A 22,117-nucleotide genomic window follows, 5' to 3' on the forward strand; every position below is an offset into this window, starting at 1 on the left:
AGCGACGGCAACGACTGACGGATCGGGAGCCCTGACGCGATGACGCACCTGTCCATCGCGGCGTGGGGGGGGGGGGGGGGGGGGGCGCCCCCCCCCCCCCCCCCCCCCCCCCCCCCCCCGCCCCGACGGCGGGAAGGGCCCGCGGACGGAAGTCCCGGGCCCTTCCCACCAGCGGTCGCGCACCGCTTCCGCGACCGGTCAGGCGCCGCTCTCGCGGAGCATGTCCTCACGCTCGACGATCTTGACGCGCTCGCGGCCCTGCGGCTCGCCCAGCGCCTTCTCCGCGGCGTCCAGCTTGTACCAGCCCTCCCAGGTGGTGTAGCGGACGCCCCGCTCGGCGAGGAACGCGTCCACCGCCTCGGGAGCGGGGGAGGACGGCGTGTGCAGACGGCCGTGGGCGAAGTCGTCCAGCAGGTTCGACACCGTCTCGTTGGCGTCGCCCTTGGTGTGGCCGATCAGACCGACCGGGCCGCGCCTGATCCAGCCGGTGACGTACGTCGACTGCAGGTGCGCGCCGCTCTCCTCGATGACCCGGCCGCCCTCGTCCGGGACCGTGCCCGAGTCGATGTCCCAGGGCAGCTTCGGCAGCTTCTCCGAGAGGTAGCCGACGGCGCGGTAGACCGCCGTGACGTCCCACTCCTTGAACTCGCCGGTGCCCTTGACGTTGCCGGTGCCGTCGAGGGCGGTGCGCTCGGTGCGCAGCCCCACGACCCTGCCGTCCTCGCCGAGGATCTCCGCGGGCGACTCGAAGAAGTGCAGGAACAGCTTGTGCGGACGGTCGCCGGTGTCGCGGATCGCCCAGTTCTCCAGCGTCTTGGCGACCATGTCGGCCTGCTTGTTGCCGCGCCGGGTGGCGATCGAGCCCTCGTCGTAGTCGATGTCCTCGGGGTCCACGACGACCTCGATGGTGGGGGAGTGGTCCAGCTCCCGCAGCTCCATCGGGGAGAACTTCGCCTGCGCCGGGCCGCGGCGGCCGAAGACGTGGATCTCCAGCGCCTTGTTGGCCTTCAGGCCCTCGTAGACGTTCGGGGGGATCTCGGTGGGCAGCAGCTCGTCCGCCGTCTTGGCGAGGATGCGGGCCACGTCCAGGGCGACGTTGCCGACACCGAGGACGGCGACCTTCTCCGCCTCCAGCGGCCAGGTGCGCGGCACGTCCGGGTGACCGTCGTACCAGGACACGAAGTCGGCGGCGCCGTAGGAGCCGTCGAGACCGATGCCCGGGATCGACATCTCGCGGTCGGCCATGGCGCCGGTCGAGAAGACAACGGCGTCGTAGAAGGCGCGCAGGTCGTCCAGGTTCAGGTCGGCCGGGTAGTCGACGTTGCCGAAGAGGCGTATCTGCGGCTTGTCGAGGACCTGGTGCAGGGCGGTGATGATGCCCTTGATCCGGGGGTGGTCGGGGGCCACGCCGTACCGGATCAGACCGAACGGGGCCGGCATGCGCTCGAAGAGGTCGATGGAGACACCGGGGTCGGTGGCCGCATTCGACTTGAGCAGCGCGTCGGCGGCGTAGATCCCGGCGGGGCCGGCTCCGACGATGGCTACCCGCAGAGGGCGGGGCATGATCAGGTTCCCTTCGAGCGGTGACAGGTCGACTCGGAGGAAGCCTAAACTGAGGCAAACCTAACCCGGTACGCGGGTCCGTTCTATGGACCCATAAGCGTCGTTTATGAGACGCGGACCGCCGCGCGGGACTTCCCGCCGAACGCCCCGCCGAACGCCCGGACCCGTCCTCGCCGGCCGGTTCAGGGCAGCGGCTGCTCCGCCCAGATCACCTTCCCCGTCGGCGTGTAGCGCGTCCCCCAGCGGTCCGTGAGCTGGGCGACCAGGAACAGCCCGCGCCCGCCCTCGTCCGTCATGGCCGCGTACCTCAGGTGCGGCGAGGTGTTGCTGCTGTCGGAGACCTCGCAGATCAGCGTGCGGTCGCGCAGCAGACGCACCCGGACGGGCGGGCTGCCGTACCGGATCGCGTTGGTGACCAGCTCGCTGAGGATCAGCTCCGTCGTGAACGACAGCTCCTCCAGCTCCCAGCGCGCCAGCTGCCGGGCCACCGCCGCCCGCACCTCGCCGACGGCCGCCGGGTCCACCGGCACCGCCCACTCGGCGACCCGGTCCGCGCCGAGCGCCCGGGTACGGGCCACGATCAGCGCGATGTCGTCGTTCGGGCGGGCCGGCAGCAGCGACTCCAGGACGACCCGGCAGGTGCCCTCGGGCGAGCCGTCGCCGTCCCCGAGCGCGGCGCGCAGGCGCTCCAGGCCGGTGTCGATGTCCTGCTTGCGGTCCTCCACCAGCCCGTCGGTGTACAGCACCAGCCGACTGCCCTCCGCCAGTTCCACCTCGGCCGTCTCGAAGGGCAGCCCGCCGAGCCCCAGCGGCGGACCCGCCGGGACGTCGAGGAACTCCACCCGCCCGTCCGGATGGACCAGCGCGGGCGGCGGATGGCCGGCGCGGGCGACGGCGCAGTACCGGGACACCGGGTCGTAGATCGCGTACAGGCAGGTCGCCCCCGCCACCGGCGCGGTGGTGCCGTCGGCCGTCTCGTCCTGGTCGATGCGCGCGACCAGTTCGTCGAGCAGTGCGAGGATCTCCTCCGGCGCCAGGTCAAGGGCGGAGAAGTTGTGCACGGCGGTGCGCAGCCGCCCCATGGTGGCCGCCGCGTGCAGCCCGTGCCCGACGACGTCCCCGACGACCAGCGCGACGCGGGCCCCCGACAGCGGCAGCACGTCGAACCAGTCGCCGCCGACACCCGCCTGCGCGGGCAGGTAGCGGTAGGCGACGTCCAGGGCGCCCTGCTCGGGCAGCGTGCGCGGCAGCAGACTGCGCTGGAGGGTGACGGCCAGGCCGTGCTCGCGGGTGAAGCGGCGCGCGTTGTCGATGGAGACCGCGGCCCGCGCCACCAGTTCCTCCGCGAGGGCGACCTCCTCAGGGTCGAAGGGCTGCGGCCGCTCCGAACGCCAGAAGCTGACCACGCCCAGCACCAGGGCCCCGGCCCGCACGGGCACGGTGATCAGCGAATGGATGCCGAACCCCACCACCTGTTCGGTCCGTTCCAGGTCCTGCGCCCGCCAGCCCGGCGACTCGGCGAGCCGGGTCTCCAGCACGGGCCGGCCCTCCGCCAGGCTGCGGGCCTGGGGGGACGAGGCCACGAACCGGATCCGCCCGCCCACCGGGTACAGCGGCGCGCCCGCCCGGATCGCGCTCATCGCCGTGCGCCGCAGCGCGCCCCGCGGCTCCGGCTCCTCGCCCTCCAGCACGGCGTCGAAGAGGTCGACGCACGCGAAGTCCGCGAACCGGGGCACGGCCAGCTCCGCCAGCTCCTCCGCGGTCCGCGTCACGTCCAGGCTCGTCCCGATGCCCACCCCGGCCGCGTACAGCATGTCCAGGCGCTCGCGCGCCGCCTCCGCCCGCCCCGACAGCGCGCGCAGCTCCGTCGAGTCGCGCAGCGTGGCGACGCTGCCGGCGGGGCCGCCCGCGACGTCGGTGGGCCGCTGGTTGATCGCCAGCAGCCGCTCCCCGACCAGGTGCACCTCGTCGGTCGCCATCCGCCCGGAGGCGAGCAGCTCGGCGGTGTCGGCGTCCAGGCCCAGGTCGAACACCTTGCGCAGTTCGGCGTCCTGCGGCAGGTCCAGCAGCCGGTGCGCCTCGTCGTTGGCGAGGAGCAGGTCGCCCTCGCCGTCGACGATGATCACCCCTTCGCGTACGGCGTGCAGGACCGCGTCGTGGTGCTCGTACATGCGGGTCATCTCGCGCGGGCCCAGGCCGTGCGTCTGCCGCAGCAGGCGACGGCTGACCAGGGCCGTACCCCCGGTGGCCAGGGCCAGCGCCACCGCGGCCGTCGACAGCACCAGCGGCAGCTGACGGTTGGCGTTCCCGCCGACGCGGGCGGTGGTGATGCCGGCCGACACCAGCCCCTCGACCCGGCCGTCGGCCGCCTTCACCGGCACCACGGCCTGCACCAGCCGCCCGATCGTCCCGTCGACCTCCTCGACCACCGTCCCGCCGGCCTGCGCCGGGGCCAGCGTGCCGACGAACTTCTTGCCGATGCGGTTCGGCTTGGGGTGGGTGTAGCGGATGCCCTCCGGGTCCATGACGACGATGAAGTCGACCTCCGACGCCTCACGCGCGGCCTTCGCCCGCGGCTGGAGCACGGCCGTCGGGTCGGGGCTGCGCAACGCCGCCAGGATGCCGGGCGAGTTCGCGAAGGTCTGGGCGACGGCGAGCGAGCGGTTGCGGGCCTCCTCGGTGGTGTCGCGCCGCGCCTGGAGCACCAGGGCGACGACCGCGGCGACGACCAGCAACAGGACGACGACCACCTGCAGGACGAACACCTGTGCGGCGAGGCTGCGCCCGCCGAGCGAGGTCTCGGGCGTGCGCCGCACCAGCGGGGCCCGGGGACGACGGGCCGGCCGGGCACCCGATCGCCCCAGGAGTCGGACCATGTGCCATGTCTACACTGCCCGGCTCCGTCAGGCGAGGGGCGTTACTCGATGTGACGGACCCCGGCAACCCTTGCGGCGCTGACGGCGCCGGTGCCGCGGGCCGGTCCCGGCGGCCTTGCCGGCCTCTGCGACGGGGATCGCTCCCGGCCGACGTGCCGGCCGCTGCGAGGTGGTTCGCCCTCGGCGACTCCGGTGACCTCGGTGACCCCGATGGCTCCGAGGACGCTGGAGGCCCTGCCGGGCTCGGCTCCGGGCGGGTCGGGGAGGGGAGTGGCGGGGAGCGGCGGTGGCGGCGGCGGTGTGGGGGCGGGCTCCGGCTCGGAGGGCGGAGGGGCGCGTCGGCCTGCGGGGGCGGCGGTCGTGACGGCTTCGGTCCGGGCGTCGACGGCTTCGGGGCCGGGCCGGGTGGTGGCCGTGTCGGTCCCGGGGTGTGGTCCGCCGGGTGGTCGGCTGCCCGGCGGCCCGCCGGCACGGTCGATCCCGGCGGCGCCGCGGCGTCCGCGGCTCGGGCCTCCCTGCGGCTCCCTACGGCGGCGGGTCGCGGCGGGTGGCGAGCAGCAGGGCTATGTCGTCGGGCCGGTCCGACGCCTGACGGGCCGTCGCGGTGAGCCGGTCGGCCATGTCCGCGAGGGAGCGCCCCCGCACGGCGCCCGCTTCGGCCAGCGCCGCACGCAGGGCACCGATGCCGTCGTCGATGTCGTGCCCCGCCCGCTCGACCAGCCCGTCCGTGTACAGCGCCAGCACGGCGCCCGGCTCCAGACGCAGCTCCGCCACCGCGTAGTGGGCGCGCGTGTCGACGCCGAGGACCATCCCCTCCGGCAGGTCCGCGACGTGCGTACGCCCGTCCGGGTGGCGCAGCAGCGGCGGAAGGTGCCCGGCGTTGGCCACCCGGGCCAGCCCGGTGACCGGGTCCAGACGGACGTAGCAGCAGCTGGCGAACTGGCCGGGGTCGAGGTCGATCAGCAGGTGGTTCGTGCCGCTCATGACTTCTTCGGGCGGCCGGTCGCTCAACGCGAAGGCCCGCACCGCGCTGCGCAGTTGCCCCATGGTCGCGGCAGCCTGCACCCCGTGTCCCTGGACGTCCCCGATGACCAGGGCCAGGCCGTCCCCGGCCTCCACGACGTCGTACCAGTCGCCGCCCACCTCCATGCCCTCGGTGCCCGCCAGATAGCGTCCGGCGGTCTCCACGCCCGCGTGCTGCGACAGCCGCCGGGGGAGCAGGGCCTGCTGGAGCCCGCGGGCCAGGGCCGCCTCGGTGTCGTAGCGCTGGGCCTTCTCCATCGCGTGGGCGATGAGTCCGGCGAGTGCGGTCAGGACCGTGCGCTCCTCGGAGCTGAAACTGCGCGGGCGGTCGAAGCCGAGGATGCACGAGCCGACCGCGCGGCCGGAGGCGATCAGGGGCAGGAAGGCACGGGCGCCCTCCGCCGCGTCCATCGCGATGCCGGGGTACGCCTCGGCGAGCTGCTCCATCGAGTCGAAGAAGAGGGGGCGGCCGGTGGTGAGCGTCTCCACGCCCGGCAGCCGGGCGTCCAGCCCGACGCCCTCGAACGGCGTCAGGAAACCCTCGGGGAAGCCGCTCTCCCACGCCAGGTACAGGTGCCTCTCGTGCAGCAGGTAGATGGCGATGCGGCGGCCACCGAACGCGGGCAGCAGCTCCTGCATGACCACCGCCGACACCTGGCGGGCGGTCACCGCCTCCGTCAGCGCGATGGCCAGCACGACGGGCCGGTACGGCGGGGCGGTCGAGGCGGCGAGATCGGGCGCGGGGGTGCCGGCCTCCATGCCGACGGCGGGACCGGCAGGCTCGGCAGCCGTCGGGGCGCCGGCCCCGGCGGCCGCCGGCGCGTGGGGCACCCGGTTCGCCGGGACGGCGGTGCAGGTGAGGGTGTCGGGGCCCGGGTACACCGCCAGGCTCAGCCAGTCGCCCTCGTACGGGCGCGGGGCCGTGGGCCGGTCGTGCCTCGGCCGGCTGTCCCGGCCGTCGGCGTCGTACGGCCGGAGCCCCCCGGAGTCGGGCCGGCGGACGTGGAAGTGCACCGGCTCCGGGCACAGCAGGGCGCCGCGCAGGTGTTCCTCGCACGCGGGCTGGTTCAGCCACGGCACGGCGTCCCAGAGGGACCGGCCGAGCAGCCGGTCCCGGGGGACGCCCAGGAGGTGCGCGGCGCGGGGGTTGGCGTAGACGACCAGCCCGAGCCGGTCGAGGCAGAAGACGCCCTGGGGCAGCAGGTCGGCGGCGCCGTCGGCCAGGGCGCCCGGACCCGGGTCGAAGAGGACCCCGGCGACGGGACGCGGGCCGGAGGCGGGTGCCACCGTGCCGGAGGGCCACAGCTCCAGCAGGCGCAGACCGCCGTCGACGAGGCGGACCTGGACAGGCTGGGCCTGGGGCCGGCCGTGGGCGGTCTCCCGCAGCAGGGCGGGCAGCCGGTGGGCGTCGGCCGGGTCGACGGACCGGGTCAGGGTGGCCAGCGTGCCCGGTTCCCGGTCCGGGGGCAGGTCCAGCAGGGTGCGGGCGGGACCGTCGGCGGTGACGGCGTCCGTGGCCGGATCCCAGGTCAGGTGGCCGAAGCGGCCGGGGGCCCGGTCCAGGGCGGGCGGGCGCACGCACAGCGGCTCGGCGTCCCAGGTGACGCCTTCGCCCGCCGCCTCCCTGCGCAGCAGGGCGACGCCCAGGTACTCGGCGACGCGCTGCAGGCGGTCGCTCTCGGCCAGGATCGCCGCGGCGTCGTCGGCGGCCGGCCGCAGCACGGTCAGCACCCCGAAGGTCCGGCCCGCCGCGCCGACGGGCGCGTTGAGCGTCCCGAACTGGAACGGCAGCCCGGCCGCGAACTGCGGATAGCGGCGCATGGCCTCCGTGGCGTTGGCGAGGACCACCGGGACGCCCAGCCGGTAGGCGTCGGCCACCGGGAACGGGCGGTCCACGCTCACCCGGTCCCAGGGACGGAACAGGGGCCCCGGCAGACCGGAGAGGACGGCGAGCCGCAGGAGCCCGGGCGTGCCGGAGCACAGGTACAGGCCCCCGGCGCGGCCGCCCCCGGTCCGCAGCCCGTCCGCCACGGCCCCGGCCAGCAGCGCGGCTGGCGGAGCGGGCGGCTCCCGCCGGTCCCCGGCGCTCCCAGTCATCGACCCACCTCGTCCGTGCGCCGCCCGGAGGGCGACACAGCAAGAATGCGCCTCACGGGGGCGGGTGTGCATCCGCGCGGGGTACCGGGACGCGGCTTCCGCGGAGGGATCGGCGGCTGACCCGGCCCGTCCGGGGTAACCGGCCGTCATGGGCGAGATACTGATCGGCTCCTGTTCGTGGACGGACCGGGCGCTCCTCGGCAGCGGCTGGTACCCGTCCGGACGGCGGGACGCGGAGGGCCGGTTGCGGCACTACGCCGAACACTTCCCCGTGGTCGAGGCCGACTCCACGTACTACGCCCTGCCCTCGGAACGCACCAGCCTGCTGTGGGCGCAGCGCACGCCGGACGGGTTCGTGTTCGACGTGAAGGCCTTCTCCCTGCTCACCGGCCACCCCACCCGGTCCGCGGTGCTGCCGCCGGGGCTGCCCGACGACGTCCGCTCACCGAAGGCGCTCGACGAGGTGTGGCGGCGCTTCTCGGACGGCATCGGGCCGCTGCGCGAGGCGGGGCGGCTGGGTGCCGTCCTGTTCCAGTTCCCGCCGTGGCTGCGGCCCGGCCCACGGGCGCGTGCCGTCCTCGCCGAGTGCCGTGAGCGCACCGCCGGGTGGCCAGTCTGCGTGGAGTTCCGACACCCCGACTGGTGGCGCGAGCCACAGCGGCGTACGACCGAGGAGTTGCTGCGGTCGTACGGCTTCTTCGCCGTCGCCGTCGACATGGAGCCGTCGCTGCCGTCCGCGATCCCGCCGGTCACGCCCGTGACCTGCGAACGGCTGGCGGTCGTGCGGTTCCACGGCCGCAGCCGCGCCTGGGGGACCGGCAGCAAGGAGGACCGCTTCCGGCACGAGTACACCGACGACGAACTGCGCGAATGGCTGCCCAGGGTGCGCGCGCTCGCCGACCGGGCCGAGCGGGTGCACCTGCTGTTCAACAACTGCTGCGCCGACGCGGCCGTGCGGGCCGCCGCCCGGATGCGCGAACTGGTCGCCGACCGGCGGACCTGACGGGACGGGAAGCGGAACGGGGGGTGGGACGGGGAAGCGGAACGGGGGGGCGGGACGCGACGGGCGGGGCCGGGTCCGGCCCCGTCAGACGGTCACCTCGAGCGTCTTCTTCGCCAGTTCGTACGCCGGCAGCATCGCCTCGTGCTCCTGGGTGTCCATGCCCCCGAGGTGGACGACGACCGGGCCCTCGGGCGTGCTCACGGCCAGGGCACGCTCCTTCTTCGTCTCCTCCAGCAGCTCGCTCGTCGTGGTGTACTCCACCTCAGTGCCGGAGAGCGAACCGGTCTTGAACGGGCGGTACTCGGCCCCGCTCGCGCCCTCCTCGGCGGTCACGAAGCCCTCCAGCACGGCGCGGGCGTCGGCGTCACCGGGCCTGCCCGTCCACACCCGGAGGAAGCCGAGCTTGCCGGCCGGCTTGGCGTCGACCTCGCAGGCCATGGTGACCCGGCCCTGGTGCAGGAACGCGTCGGCGAGATCGTCGGTGATGTCGTCGCCGGTCTCGCCCTGCTGCGAGGCCGCGTCGATGGCCTCGGCCTCCCAGAACTCGGCGATGTCGAACGTGACGGGCAGCTCGCAGGCCGAGCCCGCGGCACCGATGCTCTCCCCGCGCGCCGCGACCTCGGCGCCGGCCGACGCCTTCGCCTTCGTGCCGGACGCGTCCGGGGCGTCGCCCGACTCACCGCACCCCGCCGCCGCCAGCCCCGTCAGGAGGGCCGCCGTCAGGCCCCGCCATCCGTTCCCCACCCCGAAGCGCACCGCTGTCTCTCCTCCGCTCGAAACCGGTTCCTTGTTCGATACCGGCGGAGCACTGTAACCGAGGCGGGGACGGCATCGGAGGGGCAGGGCGGCACCGCCACGGGCGATGACCCGCCGGTCACCCGCTCCGCCCACCCGCCGGTCACCCGCTCCGCCCGCCTGCCGCGCGGACACCACACGGCCGTCCTACGGTGGGGGAGCGGCCGGCTCCCCAGGGAACCCCGGCCGTTCCCGGCCGGCGCCGACTTCCCCCGTGTCCGATCCGGCCGGGAACTCCTTCCCACCGGCGACGCCGAGCCAGGCCGTTCCGGTCGGAGGACAGTCCGTGGTCTTCGCTCCCGGAGGGGAACCCGTGCGGGCATGAGCAACACCGCGCTGATCGTCATCGACATGATCAACACGTACGACCACGCCGACGCCGACCTGCTCCTGCCGTCGGCGCGCGAGGTGGTCCCGGCGGTGGCCGGGCTGCTGGAGCGGGCGCGCGGGGCGGACGTGCCGGTCGTCTACGTCAACGACAACTTCGGCGAGTGGCGGTCCCACCACGGCGAACTCCTCGGCACGGCCCTCTCCGGTCCGCACGCCGACCTCGTCGAGCCGCTGGTCCCCGATGACGACTCCCTCTTCGTGGTCAAGGCCCGGCACTCGATCTTCTTCGACACCCCGTTGGCCTACCTGCTCGACCAGCAGGACATCGACCACCTCGTCCTGTGCGGCCAGGTCACCGAGCAGTGCGTCCTCTACTCCGCGCTCGACGCCCACATCCGCCACCTCCGGGTGACCGTCCCGCGGGACGCGGTCGCCCACATCCACGCCGACCTCGCGGACGCGGCGCTGCGGATGATGGAACGCAACATGGGGGCACGACTGTGCGACAGCCGGGAACTGTGGAGCTGACCGACGCCCGACAGCACGACCACCCCGGCGGACGGCGCCCGGTCGGGTCCGGCCCGTCGTCCTGCCTGATCACAGCCACGGAGTGATCCCCGCCTGATCACAGCCCCGGAGTGATCCCCGAAGGCCTTCTCGACGTCTACACGGGCGTATGACCCGGCGCACGGGTCCGCCCTCCCGGGCCGGCACCGCGCGCGGGTGCCGGATCCGGCCGTGCGCTCCCCGCGCGCGGCGAGCGGTGGGAGAGACCTTGGGGATCGTGCGTCCAGCACAGGAACGGCGGCACGGCGCCGGTGAGGGCCGTGCCGTGTGCGGCGACGCGACGGGTGAGTGGCCCGGCGCGGCGGCCCGCGTCACCGGGGCGGGCGCGTTCGTCCTGCGCACGCTGCGTGCCGAGGCGCGCAGCATCGTCGTCGACCCGGTACGGCGACTGCTCCGACGCGGACCCGCCGGGCTGCTGCTCGCCGGTGTGGCCGTCGGGGGCGTCATCTTCTTCCACGCCCTCGCCCAGCGGCCCGCCGGGGCGGACGTCGTGCGGGCCGTCGGCGGTGTGCAGGGCGACCTCCCGCTGTGGCTGACCCTCCTGCGCACCCCGGTCTCGCTGTACGTCCCCGCGCTCGACCTGCCGGTCTGGGCCGGCATCACCCAGCTGTTCCTCGCCTTCGCGCTGGCGGAGAACAGCATCGGCCGGACCCGTACCCTGGCCGTCGCCTACGCGACCACGCTGGCCGGCACCCTCACGGCACGGGTGATGATCATGGCGGGTCCGGACCGGTGGGGGTTCGGTCTGCCACCGGAGGCCGGGCAGGTGCTCGACACGGGCCCGTCGGCCGCGGTCGTGGGCCTGTTCACCTACATCTCCGTCGTGCGGCGGGCCCCCGTCGTCTTCACGCTCACCGGCGGTTCGATGGTGTGGGAGTCGGTGGCCAAGCCCAACCTCGCGGGACGCGAGCACCTGATAGCGGTGGCCGCCGCGATCGTCCTCGGTCTGCTCCACGGCCGACGGTACCCAGCCTGGTTCCGCGCCTGGTTCCGTGCCTGGTTCCCCGCCCGGTTCCCCGAAGGGCGCCTCTCCCCGGGCGGAAGCACGCCGGCGCGGCCGACGGGCACGGGCGGCCCGGCCGCCCGGGAGGGGGTCATCCCGACCGCCGCGAAGGCCCCCTCGTCCAGGGCTGACGCCGGGATCGGTGTGGATATCTGAGAAAGTGCCATGAATCTCCGGGGCGGTTGAACACTCCTGGGCCCGGCCGCGTATAGAGCCGCGGGGATTTCATGTCCTGGCCGCCGACGACGTTTTTTGGAGCACTTCGTGGGACACAACAGGCGCAGGCGCCCGACGGGCGGACGACGGGCGACGTTCGCCGCGGTCGCGCTGATGCTCGGCGGCGGAGGGCTGATGGCCGCGAACGTCTACGCCTCCGCCACCGAGGGCGACCAGGGGCCCTGGACCTCCGGTTCCGTCACCATCGACTGTCCGGACGTGGGCGGTCGGCTGACCTCGGTGCCGGACGGCGCGGGCGAGGAGGTCGACCGCGAACTCGCCCTCCTGGACCAGCAGACGGCCGCGGCCTACCGTCAACTCCAGGAATCCGCCCAGGCCGTGCGCGACGACGCCGGCTTCGCCGACAACGCGGTGATGAACCCGTTGAAGGAGAAGCGCGCCGCGACGATCGACCGCATCGGGATCGCCATCGACCGCGTCGGCGACCGCCCGGAGGGCCTCGCCGACCTCGCCGCCTGCACGCTGCGCACCGCCGACGACAACGCGGGCGAGGAGGCCGGGGGCAACGGCGGGGACGGCCAGGACCAAGGGAACGACCAGGGCCAGGGAGACGGGCAGGGCCAGGGAGACGGGCAGAACGAGGGAGACGGGCAGCAGGGCGGCGACGGGCAGCAGGACAACGGCGGCCAAGGCGGCGGCCGGCAGGACGGCGGAGGCAACGGCGGGCAGGCGGGCAACGGCCCCGTGGCCGCCGACTTCGCGGACATCACGTCCGTACAGCCCTCCCGGCAGGCCGCCGACCCCGGCGCCGGCCCTTCCAAGGGAACCTTCGCCACCAGCTGCGGCGTCAACGCGAACGGCCTGTTCAACTCCGACAACGTGATCGTCGCGCCCGGAGTCACCAACGGCGCCCACCACTTCCACGACTACGTGGGCAACCAGGCCAACGACGCCTTCGCCTCGGACGACGACCTCGCGAACGGCGAGACCAGCTGCGTCGACCAGGGCGACAAGTCGTCGTACTTCTGGCCCGTGCTGCGACTGCAGAACGGTGCCCAGGAGAAGGACGCCCAGTCCCCCGGCGGCGGCATCGAGGGCAACGCGGGCGAGATCGTCACGCCCAAGGAGGCCACCATGACCTTCGTGGGCAACCCGCGCTCCACCGTCACGGCCATGCCCCGGCTGCTGCGCATCATCACCGGTGACGCCAAGGCCTTCGTCAACGGTACGGCCAACGCCAACGCCTCGTGGAGCTGCACCGGCTTCGAGGACCGGCAGCTGAAGGACAAGTACCCGCTCTGCCCGGACGGCAGCGACGTCGTGCGCACCTTCCGCTTCCAGAGCTGCTGGGACGGCAACAACATCGACAGCGCCAACCACCGCACCCACGTGGCGTTCGCAGCGGCGGACGGAAGCTGCCCGGCGGGCTTCAAGGCCATCCCGCAGCTGGTGCAGCGCATCGTCTACGACGTCGACGCGCCGAGCCTCCAGGACGGCGGCCGCACGACCCCGCTGTTCGCGGTGGACTCCTTCCCCGAGCAGCTGCACAAGCCGGTCACGGACCACGGCGACTTCATCAACGTCTTCGACGAGGACCTGATGAACGAGATGGTCGCCTGCATCAACGAGGGCCGCACCTGCGGCGCCGGCACGGGCGGTGACAACGCCGGTGGCGACAACGCCGGTGGCGACAACGGCGGCGGTGACAACGCCGGTGGCGCCGACCAGGACGGTCAGGGCCAGGACGGTCAGGGCCAGGACGGTCAGGGCCAGGACGGTCAGGGCCAGGACGGTCAGGACCAGGACGGTCAGGGCCAGGACGGTCAGGACCAGGGCGCAGGTCAGCAGCAGCCCCCCGCCCAGAACACGCAGGAGCCCGGGACCGGGTCCGCCGAGGGCGGCGCCGGCTCCGTCGACACCCCCCGCACCGCGGAGCCCCGCGTCGACACGAAGCCGACCGCGAAGTCGACCGGGCCGGCGGTGGAGATCCCCGCCCAGGAGGCCGACGCCAAGGGCGAGATCGGTGCCCCCGCGACGGCCCCCGAGGAGAGCCCGGTCGCGGCGGACACGGGCGACACCCCGCCCCCCGTCCCCGCACCGCAGGCCCAGGGCGGTCTGGCCGAGACCGGCGCCGACCTCTGGCCGGCCGCCGCGGGCGCGCTGCTGCTGATCGGCGGGTTCGTGCTCCTGCGCCGTTCCGCGAAGCGCCCGTACTGAGGTTCCGCCGGGCAACCGACGGGCACGGGCACGAACGGGTGCTCCCTGCCGCGAGAGACCGCCCCGCCACCGGGCCGCACGGTATATGTCGCTCGGAGTGACCGCACGGGTCGCTCCGAGCGGCGCCGGCCCCGGACCGGCGGGGCGGCCGCGCGACGAGGGGAGCCCCATGCAGGACGGAAACAGGACCACGGACACCGATCCGGAGTACCTGGAGTACTACGACCTCGGCGACCACCGCCGCACGGTCACCACCTCCTCCGCCGAGGCCCAGCGCTGGTTCGACCGCGGCCTCGTCTGGTCGTACGGCTTCCACCACGAGGAGGCCGTCGCCTGCTTCGAGGAAGCGGTCCGCGCCGACCCCGACTGCGCCATGGCCCACTGGGGGATCGCCTACGCGCTCGGCCCCAACTACAACAAGCCCTGGGAGTTCTTCGACGACCAGGACCTGGCCCGGACCGTGGCGCGCACCCACGCCGCCGTGGAACTCGCCCACGACAGGGCCGGGCACGCCACCCCCGTCGAGCGCGCCCTGATCGGCGCCCTCCGCGCCCGCTACCCCCGCGACCGGCCCGCCGCGGACTGCTCGGTGTGGAACGCGCCCTACGCCGACGCCATGGCCGCCGTCCACGCCCTCGCCCCCGACGACCTCGACGTGGCCGCCCTGTACGCCGACGCCCTGATGAACCTCACCCCCTGGCAGCTGTGGGACCTGCGCACGGGCGAACCGGCCGAGGGCGCGCGCACCCGTGAGGCGCGGGCCGTGCTCGACGCGGCGCTCGCCACGGAGGCCGGGGCCCGCCACCCCGGCCTGCTGCACTTCTACGTCCACCTGATGGAGATGTCCCCGACCCCCGAACGGGCGCTGCCCGTCGCCGACCGGCTGCGCGACCTCGTGCCCGACGCCGGCCACCTCCAGCACATGCCCTCGCACCTGGAGGTGCTGTGCGGGAACTACCGCGCGGTGGTGGCGGACAACACCCGGGCGATCGCCGCCGACGAGAAGTACGCGGCCCGGGCCGGGGCGATGAACTTCTACACCCTCTACCGCGCCCACAACCACCACTTCCGCATCTACGGCGCGATGTTCCTCGGCCGGGCGGAGACCGCCCTGGAGGCCGCCGCCCGGCTGGAGGAGTGCCTGCCGGAGGAACTGCTGCGGGTGGAGAGCCCGCCCATGGCGGACTGGCTGGAGGCGTTCCTCGCGATGCGGGTCCACGTGCTGATCCGCTTCGGCCGCTGGGCCGAGATCCTCGACCTGCCGGAGCCCGCCGACCCGGAGCTGTACGGCATGACGACCGCGATGCGGCACTACGCCCGCGGCGTCGCCCTCTCCGCGACCGGCCGGGTCCCGGAGGCGGAGGCCGAGCGCACCCGGTTCCGGGAGGCCGCTGCCCGGGTCCCGCGGACGCGCATGCTGTTCAACAACACCTGCGCCGACATCCTCGCCATCGCCGCCGCCATGCTCGACGGCGAACTCGAGTACCGCAAGGGCCGGCACGAGGCCGCCTTCGCCGCCCTGGAACGCTCGATCCACCTCGACGACGACCTCCCCTACGACGAGCCCTGGGGCTGGATGCAGCCCACCCGGCACGCCTACGGTGCCCTGCTGCTCGAACAGGGCCGGGTCGCCGAGGCGGAGGCGGTCTACCGGGCCGACCTGGGCCTCGACGACTCGCTGCCCCGGCCCTCCCAGCACCCGAACAACATCTGGTCCCTGCACGGACTGCACGAATGCCTCGTCCGGCTGGGCAAGGACGGCGAGGCGCGGATCGTGGCCCAGCAGCTGAAGTTCGCGGACGCGCTGACGGACGTACCCGTCGAGGCGTCCTGCTTCTGCCGTCTCGACACCGCGTCCGGGACCCTCGGCACGAGCGACTGCTGCGGCATGGACAATTGACCTGGCGCCCGCCCGGGATGCCGGGCCGCCCCGCCGTCCCCACGATGGACGCGGGAGGCGGGTCCGAGGCCCGGGTGCGGACATCCGGAGCGGACGGCGGCACGGCGGCACGATGGCGCGGGCCACGCGGAACAGGGGGATCTCGGAATATGGCGGGCGCAGGATGAACGAGACGAGCGCGAAGAGGACGACGGACACGGGCCGGCCCTCCGGAGGGATCGGCCGCGCCCGCGGCTGGGCGCGACTGGCCCTGGTCCTGCTCGCCGGCTGCGTCGCCGTCGTCCTCTCGGGCTTCGACTCCGGCGGCTGGCTGATCCTGCTCACCGGGTTCGCCGGGCTCGCGCTCGCCGGCGCCGGCGTCTGGTGGATGCTGGCACACCGCGGCGGGGCCCGGCTGGTGGGCGCGTCGCTGGCCGTGGCCGCGCCCGTGGCCGTGCTGGTGCTGTACGCCGCGTCCGGGCTGTGGATCGTGGCCGTCGGCGCGCTCGCCCTGTGGACGGCGGCCCTCGCCTCGGCCCGCTCCGCGCTGCGCAACCTGCGCCGCCCGCGCGGCATGCACACCCGTAGGACCCCGCCCCCGAAGCGTCCGGTGCTGCTGATGAACGTGCGCTCGGGCGGCGGCAAGGTCGAGCGGTTCGACCTGGTCAAGCGGGCCGAGGCACTGGGCGCCCGGGTGATCGTGCTCGGCCCGGACAGCTACCCCGACCCCGCGCGGGTGGCCCGGCAGGCCGTGGCCGACGGCGCCGACCTGCTCGGGGTCGCGGGCGGCGACGGCACCCAGGCGCTCGTGGCGGCCGTGGCCGCCGACCACGGACTGCCCTTCCTGGTCATCGCCGCCGGCACCCGCAACCACTTCGCCATGGACCTGGGTCTGGACCGCACCGACCCGGTGCGCAGCCTCGACGCCCTGACCGACGGCGTGGAACTCCGCGTCGACCTCGGCGACATCGACGGCCGGCCGTTCGTCAACACCGTGTCGTTCGGGGCGTACGCGGAGATCGTGCAGAGCCCGGAGTACCGCGACGCCAAGGCCTCCACCTTCCTGGAGCACCTGCCGGACCTGCTCGCGGGTCAGGCAGGCGCCACCCTCGACGTGCACACCGACCACACCCGGCTGCACGCCCCGCAGGCACTCCTGGTCAGCAACAACCCCTATGCCCGCGCCGACCCGCTCGGCGGGGGCCGCCGCCCCCGCCTGGACACCGGACAGCTCGGCGTCATCGGCGTCCGCGTGGAGGGACCGGGGCAGGCCGCCGAACTGGTCCTGCTCGGCGAACGCGCCAGCGGCATCACGTCCGTGACGTCCCGCCGGGTCACCGTGGAGGCGCCCGGGGGACACATCCCGGTGGCCGTCGACGGCGAGGCGCTCGATCTGCCCGTCCCGGTCGTGTGCACGCTGCGGCCCGGCGCACTCCGGGTGCGGGTGCCCCGCCACCGTCCGGGCGCCCCCTACGCGCCGCCCGCCGTCGACTGGCGGCGCATCGTCGCCCTCGCACTCGGCCGCACCGACACCCGCACGATCCAGGAGACGCACGATGTCTGACCGCCGAACCGAGCCGCGCAGCCGCAAGCCGCACCTGGTGCGCGACCTCGCCACCCTCGACCAGGCCCTCTACGAGACCGTCACCGTGACCAGGACGCCCACCCTGGACACCGCGTTGCGCCGGCTGTCCGCCGCGTCGGACCACTCGAAACTGTCCTTCGTGATCGCCGGTGGGCTCGCCCTGAGCGGCGGCCGGGCCCGGCGCGGCGCCGCCCTGGGCGTCGCGGCCATCGGGGTCGCCTCGGCGAGCGCCAACCTGCTCGGCAAGCGCCTCGTCCGGCGTCCGCGCCCGCACCGCGCCGTCGACTCGCCGTTCCCGGGGCGGCACGTGCCGATGCCGGACTCCGCCTCGTTCCCGTCCGGGCACACCGCGTCGGCCGTCGCCTTCGCGGCCGCCGTCGGCCAGGCGTTCCCGGTCGCCGCCGTCCCGCTGGGCCTGCTCGCCTGCGCGGTGGGCTACTCGCGCGTCCACACCGGGGTGCACTACCCGGGCGACGTCGTGGCCGGCGCGCTCCTCGGGACGGGGGCGGCGGCCGTGGTGCTGGGGGCGGCGGCCCGGCTGGACCGGTGAGGGCGGCCCGGCCGGCCCGCTGAGGGCGGGGCGCGGCCGGGGCGGGGGCCGGGGCGGCTACCGCCGTCCGCAGTGCAGGAAGACGTGCGGCTCGGGTACGGCCTCGGGGTGGTCGGGGGTGAACAGCAGGTTCTCCTCGGCCAGCACCGTCAGCCCCGCGCCCCGCACCATCTCGACGAGGTCGTCGCGGGCGAAGCTGGTGACCCGCACCGGCTGCCCCATGAACACCGCCTCCACGCCCGCCACGTCCAGCGGCACCGTGGCGAGGACGAGGCTGCCGTCCGGCACCAGGGCCCGTGCCAGCCGGCCGACCAGGGCGCGCTGCTGGTCGCGGTCCATCTGGAGCAGGGAGAAGTAGACGCAGACCGCGTGGAACGAGCCATCTTCCAGCGGCAGTTCCCGTGCGTCGGCGCACCGGAACGTCGCTCCGGGGACCTGCCGGGCGGCGAGGCCGACCATGACGGGGGAGACGTCGACGCCCAGCACCTCGTGCCCGGCGTCCACCAGGGTCTGGGCCGTCGGCCGGCCCGTCCCGCTGCCCACGTCCAGCACCCGGCTGCCCGGCGCGAGCCGTCCGAGCAGCCACCGCAACGACCGGTGATGCCCCTCGGAGTGGGCGAAGGCCTTCTCGTACCCGGATCCGAGCGCGTCGAACACCGCCGCCGCACGCCGCTTTTCGTCCTCGCCGGTCACGCCGGCCTCCCGTCGTGGTGGGCGGGCCCCGCGCCCGCGCGGCCCTGACGGCGCCCCAGTGCAGGGGCGGCCCGGATGCGCCGTGGCCGGTTTCCGCAACCAGGCGGAATCCGAGTTTCCGCTACCGTCAGTAACATGATCCACTCTTCTTTCTGAGAGGGGGCTACTGGCCGGTAGGTGGGGCCCCACGACCGTCGTTCCCTTCGGAGGACCCCGATGACCTCGCCCGAGGACGCCCTGCAGCAAGCCCTTGCTACCTACGAGGAGCACGCCCGCACCTGTCGGCAGTGTCACTACGACGCCGTGCCGTGCGCGGTCTCGAAGCATCTGCTGCGCGTCTACAACAACGCTCGCCGACAGCAGATGCGCGCGAACTCGGGCGCGCGGTGAGCGATTCTCGTCACACCGGGTGACCGGACAGGGCGGGATCAGGCAGGGCGCACCGCTCCGCGCAGGGCGCCTTCGCCGAGAGCGTGGACCGATTCCTCACGGATGGCCGCGCCGGGGCCCGGGGCGTGGATCATCATGCCGTTGCCCGTGCACAGGCCGGTGTGGCTCAGGTCGTCGTGGAAGAAGACCAGGTCGCCGGGGCGCAGGTCGTCCAGGGCGACCCGGGTCAAGGCCCGGGCCTGGTCGAGCGCCGTGCGCGGCAGCGTCACCCCCGCGGCCCGCCAGGCGGCCTGGGTGAGGCTGGAGCAGTCGTACGACTCCGGCCCCGTGGCACCCGTCACGCACGGCCTGCCGATCTGGGCGCGGGCGAAGGCGAGGGCCTTGTCCGCCTTGCCGAGGTACCCGGTCCCGGTCGCGTGGGTGGTGACGTCCAGGAGCGGCGGGGCGGGGGCGGCCGCCGGTGCGGTCGGGAGGGTGAACTCGGGCAGCGGGAGGCCGATTCCGGGGAGGGGGAGGGGGAACCCGACGCCGGCGAAGGCCGGTTCCGGTGCCGGAAGCGTGGCCTGGACCGGCTGGGGCGGGGCGACCGGGGCGGTGGGTCCGGGCGCAGGAGCCAGGAGATCGCCGTAACTGGCCGCCAGGAGGCCCGTCTCGGGTTCCGGGAAGGCGTTCGGGGGCGCCGCCGGCGGAGGCTGGGGCACGGCGAAGCCCGAGGTCGGGACGGGGAAGTCGTACGCGGGTGATCCCGACCGCGTGGCTGGCAGGGGGAAGTCGTACGCGGGCGGCCCGGACTGCGCGGCGGGCGCGGGCGGGCCGGTCTCGGGGGCGGCGTGGACGACGGCGTTGCGGCCGGTCGCCGTGAGGGTGCCGTCCCCGGTACCGGTCCGCTGCCCCGCCCAGGTGTCCGTCCCGGGTCGGTGGACCTGCCACGACCCGGTGTCCCAGGTCTGCTCGACCGGCCGCGACTCGATCGCGGGGAGCGGGTGCACCGGCTGCGGGACGGCGCGGGCCAGCACCTCGCGGGCGACGGTGAGCTTTTGCCGGATGGTCTCCTTGCCACTGCGCAGGGACGCCTGCGGAGCGGCCGGGGCGGAGGAGGGAGCGGAAGCCGCAGGGCCGGGCGGCAGCGCCCCGGGCGCCTGCGACGGGACGGCGGGGGCCGCCGGCAGTGCGGCCGGGGTCCGTCCGGTCGGTTCCGGTACGCGTCGGCCGCCCGCCTCCAGTTCGAGCCGGCCACCCGCCTCCAGCTCCCGCGCGGCACCGCCGCCGGGCGGCAGTTCCGGTGCGCTGCGCGGGCGGGGGAGGGGCGCCGGCCGGTCCGGCAGGCGGTCGGCGGGCAGGGTGGCGGGGGTGGTCGGTCCGATCCGGCTGCGCGCCGTGTCGAACCACTGCCGGGTCACGGCCTCCAATGAGGGATCGGACGCCGGCCGCCCGCTGTTGGCGACGGAGGTGACGGTCCGGCGGCCGCCCCCGCCCGACCGGGCGCGGGTGGCGTTGAAGGTCCCGGTGTCGGTCTCGGCCCGGTCGTACAGGGCGCTGACCCGCCGCTGGACCTCCGCACGGCTCGGCGCGCCGGCGTCCTCGATGCGTGCGGAACCGGTGCCCGTCGGGAGCGCGGTGCGATCCGTCGCCATGGAAGACGTACTCCTTCCGTGCTCCGCCGGCCGAGGGGGCGGTGGGTCCGGGAACGGCCCTTGCGGCAAGGTGCTCCCGTGCTCGCCGTCCCGTCGGGCGGTCGAGCGTCTCACCCCGGGGATGAACGGTCCCGGCTCCGGCCGCGGCACGTGGTGCCCCGGACTCGGCGGAGGCCGCGCGGCCGGCGGGGTTCGCCGGAGTCGGTCGTGCGGCCTTGCGTCAACCTAGCCAACTTGTGTGGCCGGTGTGAAGGTTCAAGGGTTAAATGTCCGATACGTATTCGTGACCTTGGTCTCTCTTCGCGGCAACGGCGTTTGGCGCTGCTCGAGTTGACCGTCCGGAGCGGCCGGTGCGCGTGGCCGCGGCGATCCGGCCCGGTCACGCCCCGCCGACATCCGGCCCGGGGTCGCGGGTCCGGTGCGCCTCGTCCTGGACGAGCAGGGAGAGCAGGGCCGCCACCGTCAGGCCCGCCTCGGCCGGGTGGCGCAGCCCCTTGCCCGGTTCGATCCGGTAGGTGTTGCCGCGCCCCTCCCGGGTGTGGGACAGGTACCCGTCCTGCTCCAGGTCGGCGATGATCTTCTGGACGGCGCGTTCGGTCAGCCGGCAGCGCGCGGCGATGTCGCGGATCCGGGCTGTCCGGTTGTCCGCGATGACCGCCAGCACGCGGGCGTGGTTCGTCAGGAACGTCCATCCGGGGTGAGGTTCGGGCACTCCTTCCATGGCGCAATCGTACGACCGGGGATTCGCGTACACGAAAACCGGAACGGAATTTCGTGTATCAGTTGACGTATCGCGGGTATCGGAGTGAATCTGGGAAGGTGAGGACGGTGGCCGGGGAGGCGGTCATGGCAGAGCCTGCGTACGACACGGAGCGCGGCGCCGGCGAGGGTGGCCCGAGGGCCGGTGCGGGCGGTGCGCCGCACATCCGGCCGGTGCCCTGGGTGTCCCTGCACGCGCGGGGCGACCGGGTGACCGTGGAGATCCGCGGAGAGCTGGACCTGGACGCCACCGAGCCGCTCGAGCACGCCCTGCGGGCGGCGCTGGCCGCCGCCGGTGCCGTGGAACTGGATCTCGGCGCTGTCGTGTTCTGCGACTGCGCCGCCCTGAACGTGCTGCTCGAACTGCGCGAGCGGGGCCTGCGGCAGGGCAAGAAGGTCGTCGTCCGCTCGGCCGCCCCCGCGGTGGAACGGCTCCTCGAACTGACCGGCACGGCGCGGCTGTTCGCCGACCCCGGTCCCCGCCCCGCGGACGACGCGCTCGACCCCGGCCCGCCCCAGGCCCCCGGCGGTGAGCCGGACCTGCGTGCCGAGGTCGTCCAGCTGCGACGGGCCATGCGGACCCGCCCGGTGATCGACCTCGCCCGCGGCATCCTCATGGCCTCGTTCGCGCTGAGCGCGCAGGACGCCTGGCGGGTGCTGGTCGACGCCTCCCAGCACACCAACACCAAGCTGCACCACCTCGCACGCGGCCTCGTCGGCGCGGTGGAGGGGGACCCGCCGCCGGAGGCCGTCCGGGAACAGGTGGCGGCGGCCGTCGCCCGGGTCCGCTCCGCGTCCCCGGCGGGGGAGAGGGCCGACCGCTTCGACGGGTGACCCGCGCGGGGCGGCAGCGTCGGCGCCGGGGACGCCGAGCGCGGCGATCGCCCCGACGCCCGGCCTGCGTGTGACGGCCGGGTCGGCGACGGGTTCGAGTGTCACGACCGCCGAATCGATCGCCTGGTCTTGCCTTCCTCTC

16 protein-coding genes are annotated in these 22,117 nt (G+C 74.6%); 9 read left to right on the plus strand and 7 right to left on the minus strand.

Going from position 1 to position 22,117, the window contains the following annotated elements:
• Window positions 1-198: 198 nt before the first annotated feature.
• From ACGFQC_RS31125 to ACGFQC_RS31135, 3 genes are all read right to left on the minus strand, one after another.
• A complete protein-coding gene (locus tag ACGFQC_RS31125; protein ID WP_363090017.1) occupies window positions 199-1,563 on the minus strand; it encodes an FAD-dependent oxidoreductase in 1,365 nt (454 codons plus the stop codon).
• Window positions 1,564-1,745: 182 nt separating this feature from the next.
• Window positions 1,746-4,439: a SpoIIE family protein phosphatase gene (locus ACGFQC_RS31130; protein ID WP_363090016.1), complete on the minus strand. Its 2,694-nt coding sequence runs from the start codon at window positions 4,437-4,439 to the stop codon at window positions 1,746-1,748.
• A gap of 525 nt (window positions 4,440-4,964) precedes the next feature.
• Window positions 4,965-7,559: a SpoIIE family protein phosphatase gene (locus tag ACGFQC_RS31135; protein ID WP_363090015.1), complete on the minus strand. Its 2,595-nt coding sequence runs from the start codon at window positions 7,557-7,559 to the stop codon at window positions 4,965-4,967.
• Window positions 7,560-7,707: 148 nt separating this feature from the next.
• Here ACGFQC_RS31135 and ACGFQC_RS31140 point away from each other — a divergent pair, with 148 nt between their 5' ends.
• Window positions 7,708-8,562, plus strand: a complete 855-nt coding sequence (locus ACGFQC_RS31140; RefSeq protein ID WP_363090014.1) for a DUF72 domain-containing protein — start codon at window positions 7,708-7,710, stop codon at window positions 8,560-8,562.
• 84 nt (window positions 8,563-8,646) lie between these two features.
• On the opposite strand, the gene ACGFQC_RS31145 is transcribed toward ACGFQC_RS31140, so the two are convergent.
• Window positions 8,647-9,318, minus strand: a complete 672-nt coding sequence (locus ACGFQC_RS31145) for a lipoprotein (protein WP_363090013.1) — start codon at window positions 9,316-9,318, stop codon at window positions 8,647-8,649.
• 360 nt (window positions 9,319-9,678) lie between these two features.
• Here ACGFQC_RS31145 and ACGFQC_RS31150 point away from each other — a divergent pair, with 360 nt between their 5' ends.
• From ACGFQC_RS31150 to ACGFQC_RS31175, 6 genes are all read left to right on the plus strand, one after another.
• Window positions 9,679-10,215 carry an isochorismatase family cysteine hydrolase gene (locus ACGFQC_RS31150; RefSeq protein WP_363090012.1) on the plus strand — a complete coding sequence of 179 codons (537 nt, stop codon included), beginning with the start codon at window positions 9,679-9,681 and terminating at the stop codon, window positions 10,213-10,215.
• Between the two features lie 256 nt (window positions 10,216-10,471).
• Window positions 10,472-11,413, plus strand: coding sequence for a hypothetical protein (locus ACGFQC_RS31155; RefSeq protein ID WP_393288986.1), 942 nt, complete (start codon window positions 10,472-10,474; stop codon window positions 11,411-11,413).
• Between the two features lie 195 nt (window positions 11,414-11,608).
• Window positions 11,609-13,651, plus strand: coding sequence for a DUF1996 domain-containing protein (locus ACGFQC_RS31160; protein ID WP_363090073.1), 2,043 nt, complete (start codon window positions 11,609-11,611; stop codon window positions 13,649-13,651).
• A gap of 169 nt (window positions 13,652-13,820) precedes the next feature.
• Window positions 13,821-15,551: a hypothetical protein gene (locus ACGFQC_RS31165; RefSeq protein ID WP_363090011.1), complete on the plus strand. Its 1,731-nt coding sequence runs from the start codon at window positions 13,821-13,823 to the stop codon at window positions 15,549-15,551.
• A gap of 163 nt (window positions 15,552-15,714) precedes the next feature.
• Window positions 15,715-17,094, plus strand: a complete 1,380-nt coding sequence (locus ACGFQC_RS31170) for a diacylglycerol kinase family protein (protein WP_363090010.1) — start codon at window positions 15,715-15,717, stop codon at window positions 17,092-17,094.
• On the plus strand, window positions 17,087-17,665 hold the full coding sequence (locus ACGFQC_RS31175; protein ID WP_363090009.1) for a phosphatase PAP2 family protein: 579 nt from the start codon (window positions 17,087-17,089) through the stop codon (window positions 17,663-17,665). The genes ACGFQC_RS31170 and ACGFQC_RS31175 overlap by 8 nt, the downstream gene beginning before the upstream one ends.
• A gap of 57 nt (window positions 17,666-17,722) precedes the next feature.
• Here ACGFQC_RS31175 and ACGFQC_RS31180 read toward each other — a convergent pair whose 3' ends face one another.
• On the minus strand, window positions 17,723-18,358 hold the full coding sequence (locus ACGFQC_RS31180; RefSeq protein WP_363090008.1) for a class I SAM-dependent methyltransferase: 636 nt from the start codon (window positions 18,356-18,358) through the stop codon (window positions 17,723-17,725).
• 216 nt (window positions 18,359-18,574) lie between these two features.
• Between ACGFQC_RS31180 and ACGFQC_RS31185 the strand changes: the two genes are divergently transcribed.
• Entirely contained in the window at window positions 18,575-18,748 is a 174-nt protein-coding gene (locus tag ACGFQC_RS31185) for a hypothetical protein (protein ID WP_363090007.1), read from the plus strand.
• Window positions 18,749-18,786: 38 nt separating this feature from the next.
• On the opposite strand, the gene ACGFQC_RS31190 is transcribed toward ACGFQC_RS31185, so the two are convergent.
• A complete protein-coding gene (locus ACGFQC_RS31190; protein ID WP_363090006.1) occupies window positions 18,787-20,382 on the minus strand; it encodes a C40 family peptidase in 1,596 nt (531 codons plus the stop codon).
• 379 nt (window positions 20,383-20,761) lie between these two features.
• Window positions 20,762-21,103 carry a helix-turn-helix domain-containing protein gene (locus ACGFQC_RS31195; RefSeq protein WP_363090005.1) on the minus strand — a complete coding sequence of 114 codons (342 nt, stop codon included), beginning with the start codon at window positions 21,101-21,103 and terminating at the stop codon, window positions 20,762-20,764.
• A 125-nt stretch (window positions 21,104-21,228) separates the two neighbouring features.
• Between ACGFQC_RS31195 and ACGFQC_RS31200 the strand changes: the two genes are divergently transcribed.
• Entirely contained in the window at window positions 21,229-21,975 is a 747-nt protein-coding gene (locus tag ACGFQC_RS31200) for an STAS domain-containing protein (protein WP_363090004.1), read from the plus strand.
• The last annotated feature ends 142 nt before the right edge of the window (window positions 21,976-22,117 follow it).

The sequence above is a fragment of the Streptomyces sp. NPDC048734 genome (assembly GCF_043198675.1).
GTDB lineage: Bacteria > Actinomycetota > Actinomycetes > Streptomycetales > Streptomycetaceae > Streptomyces.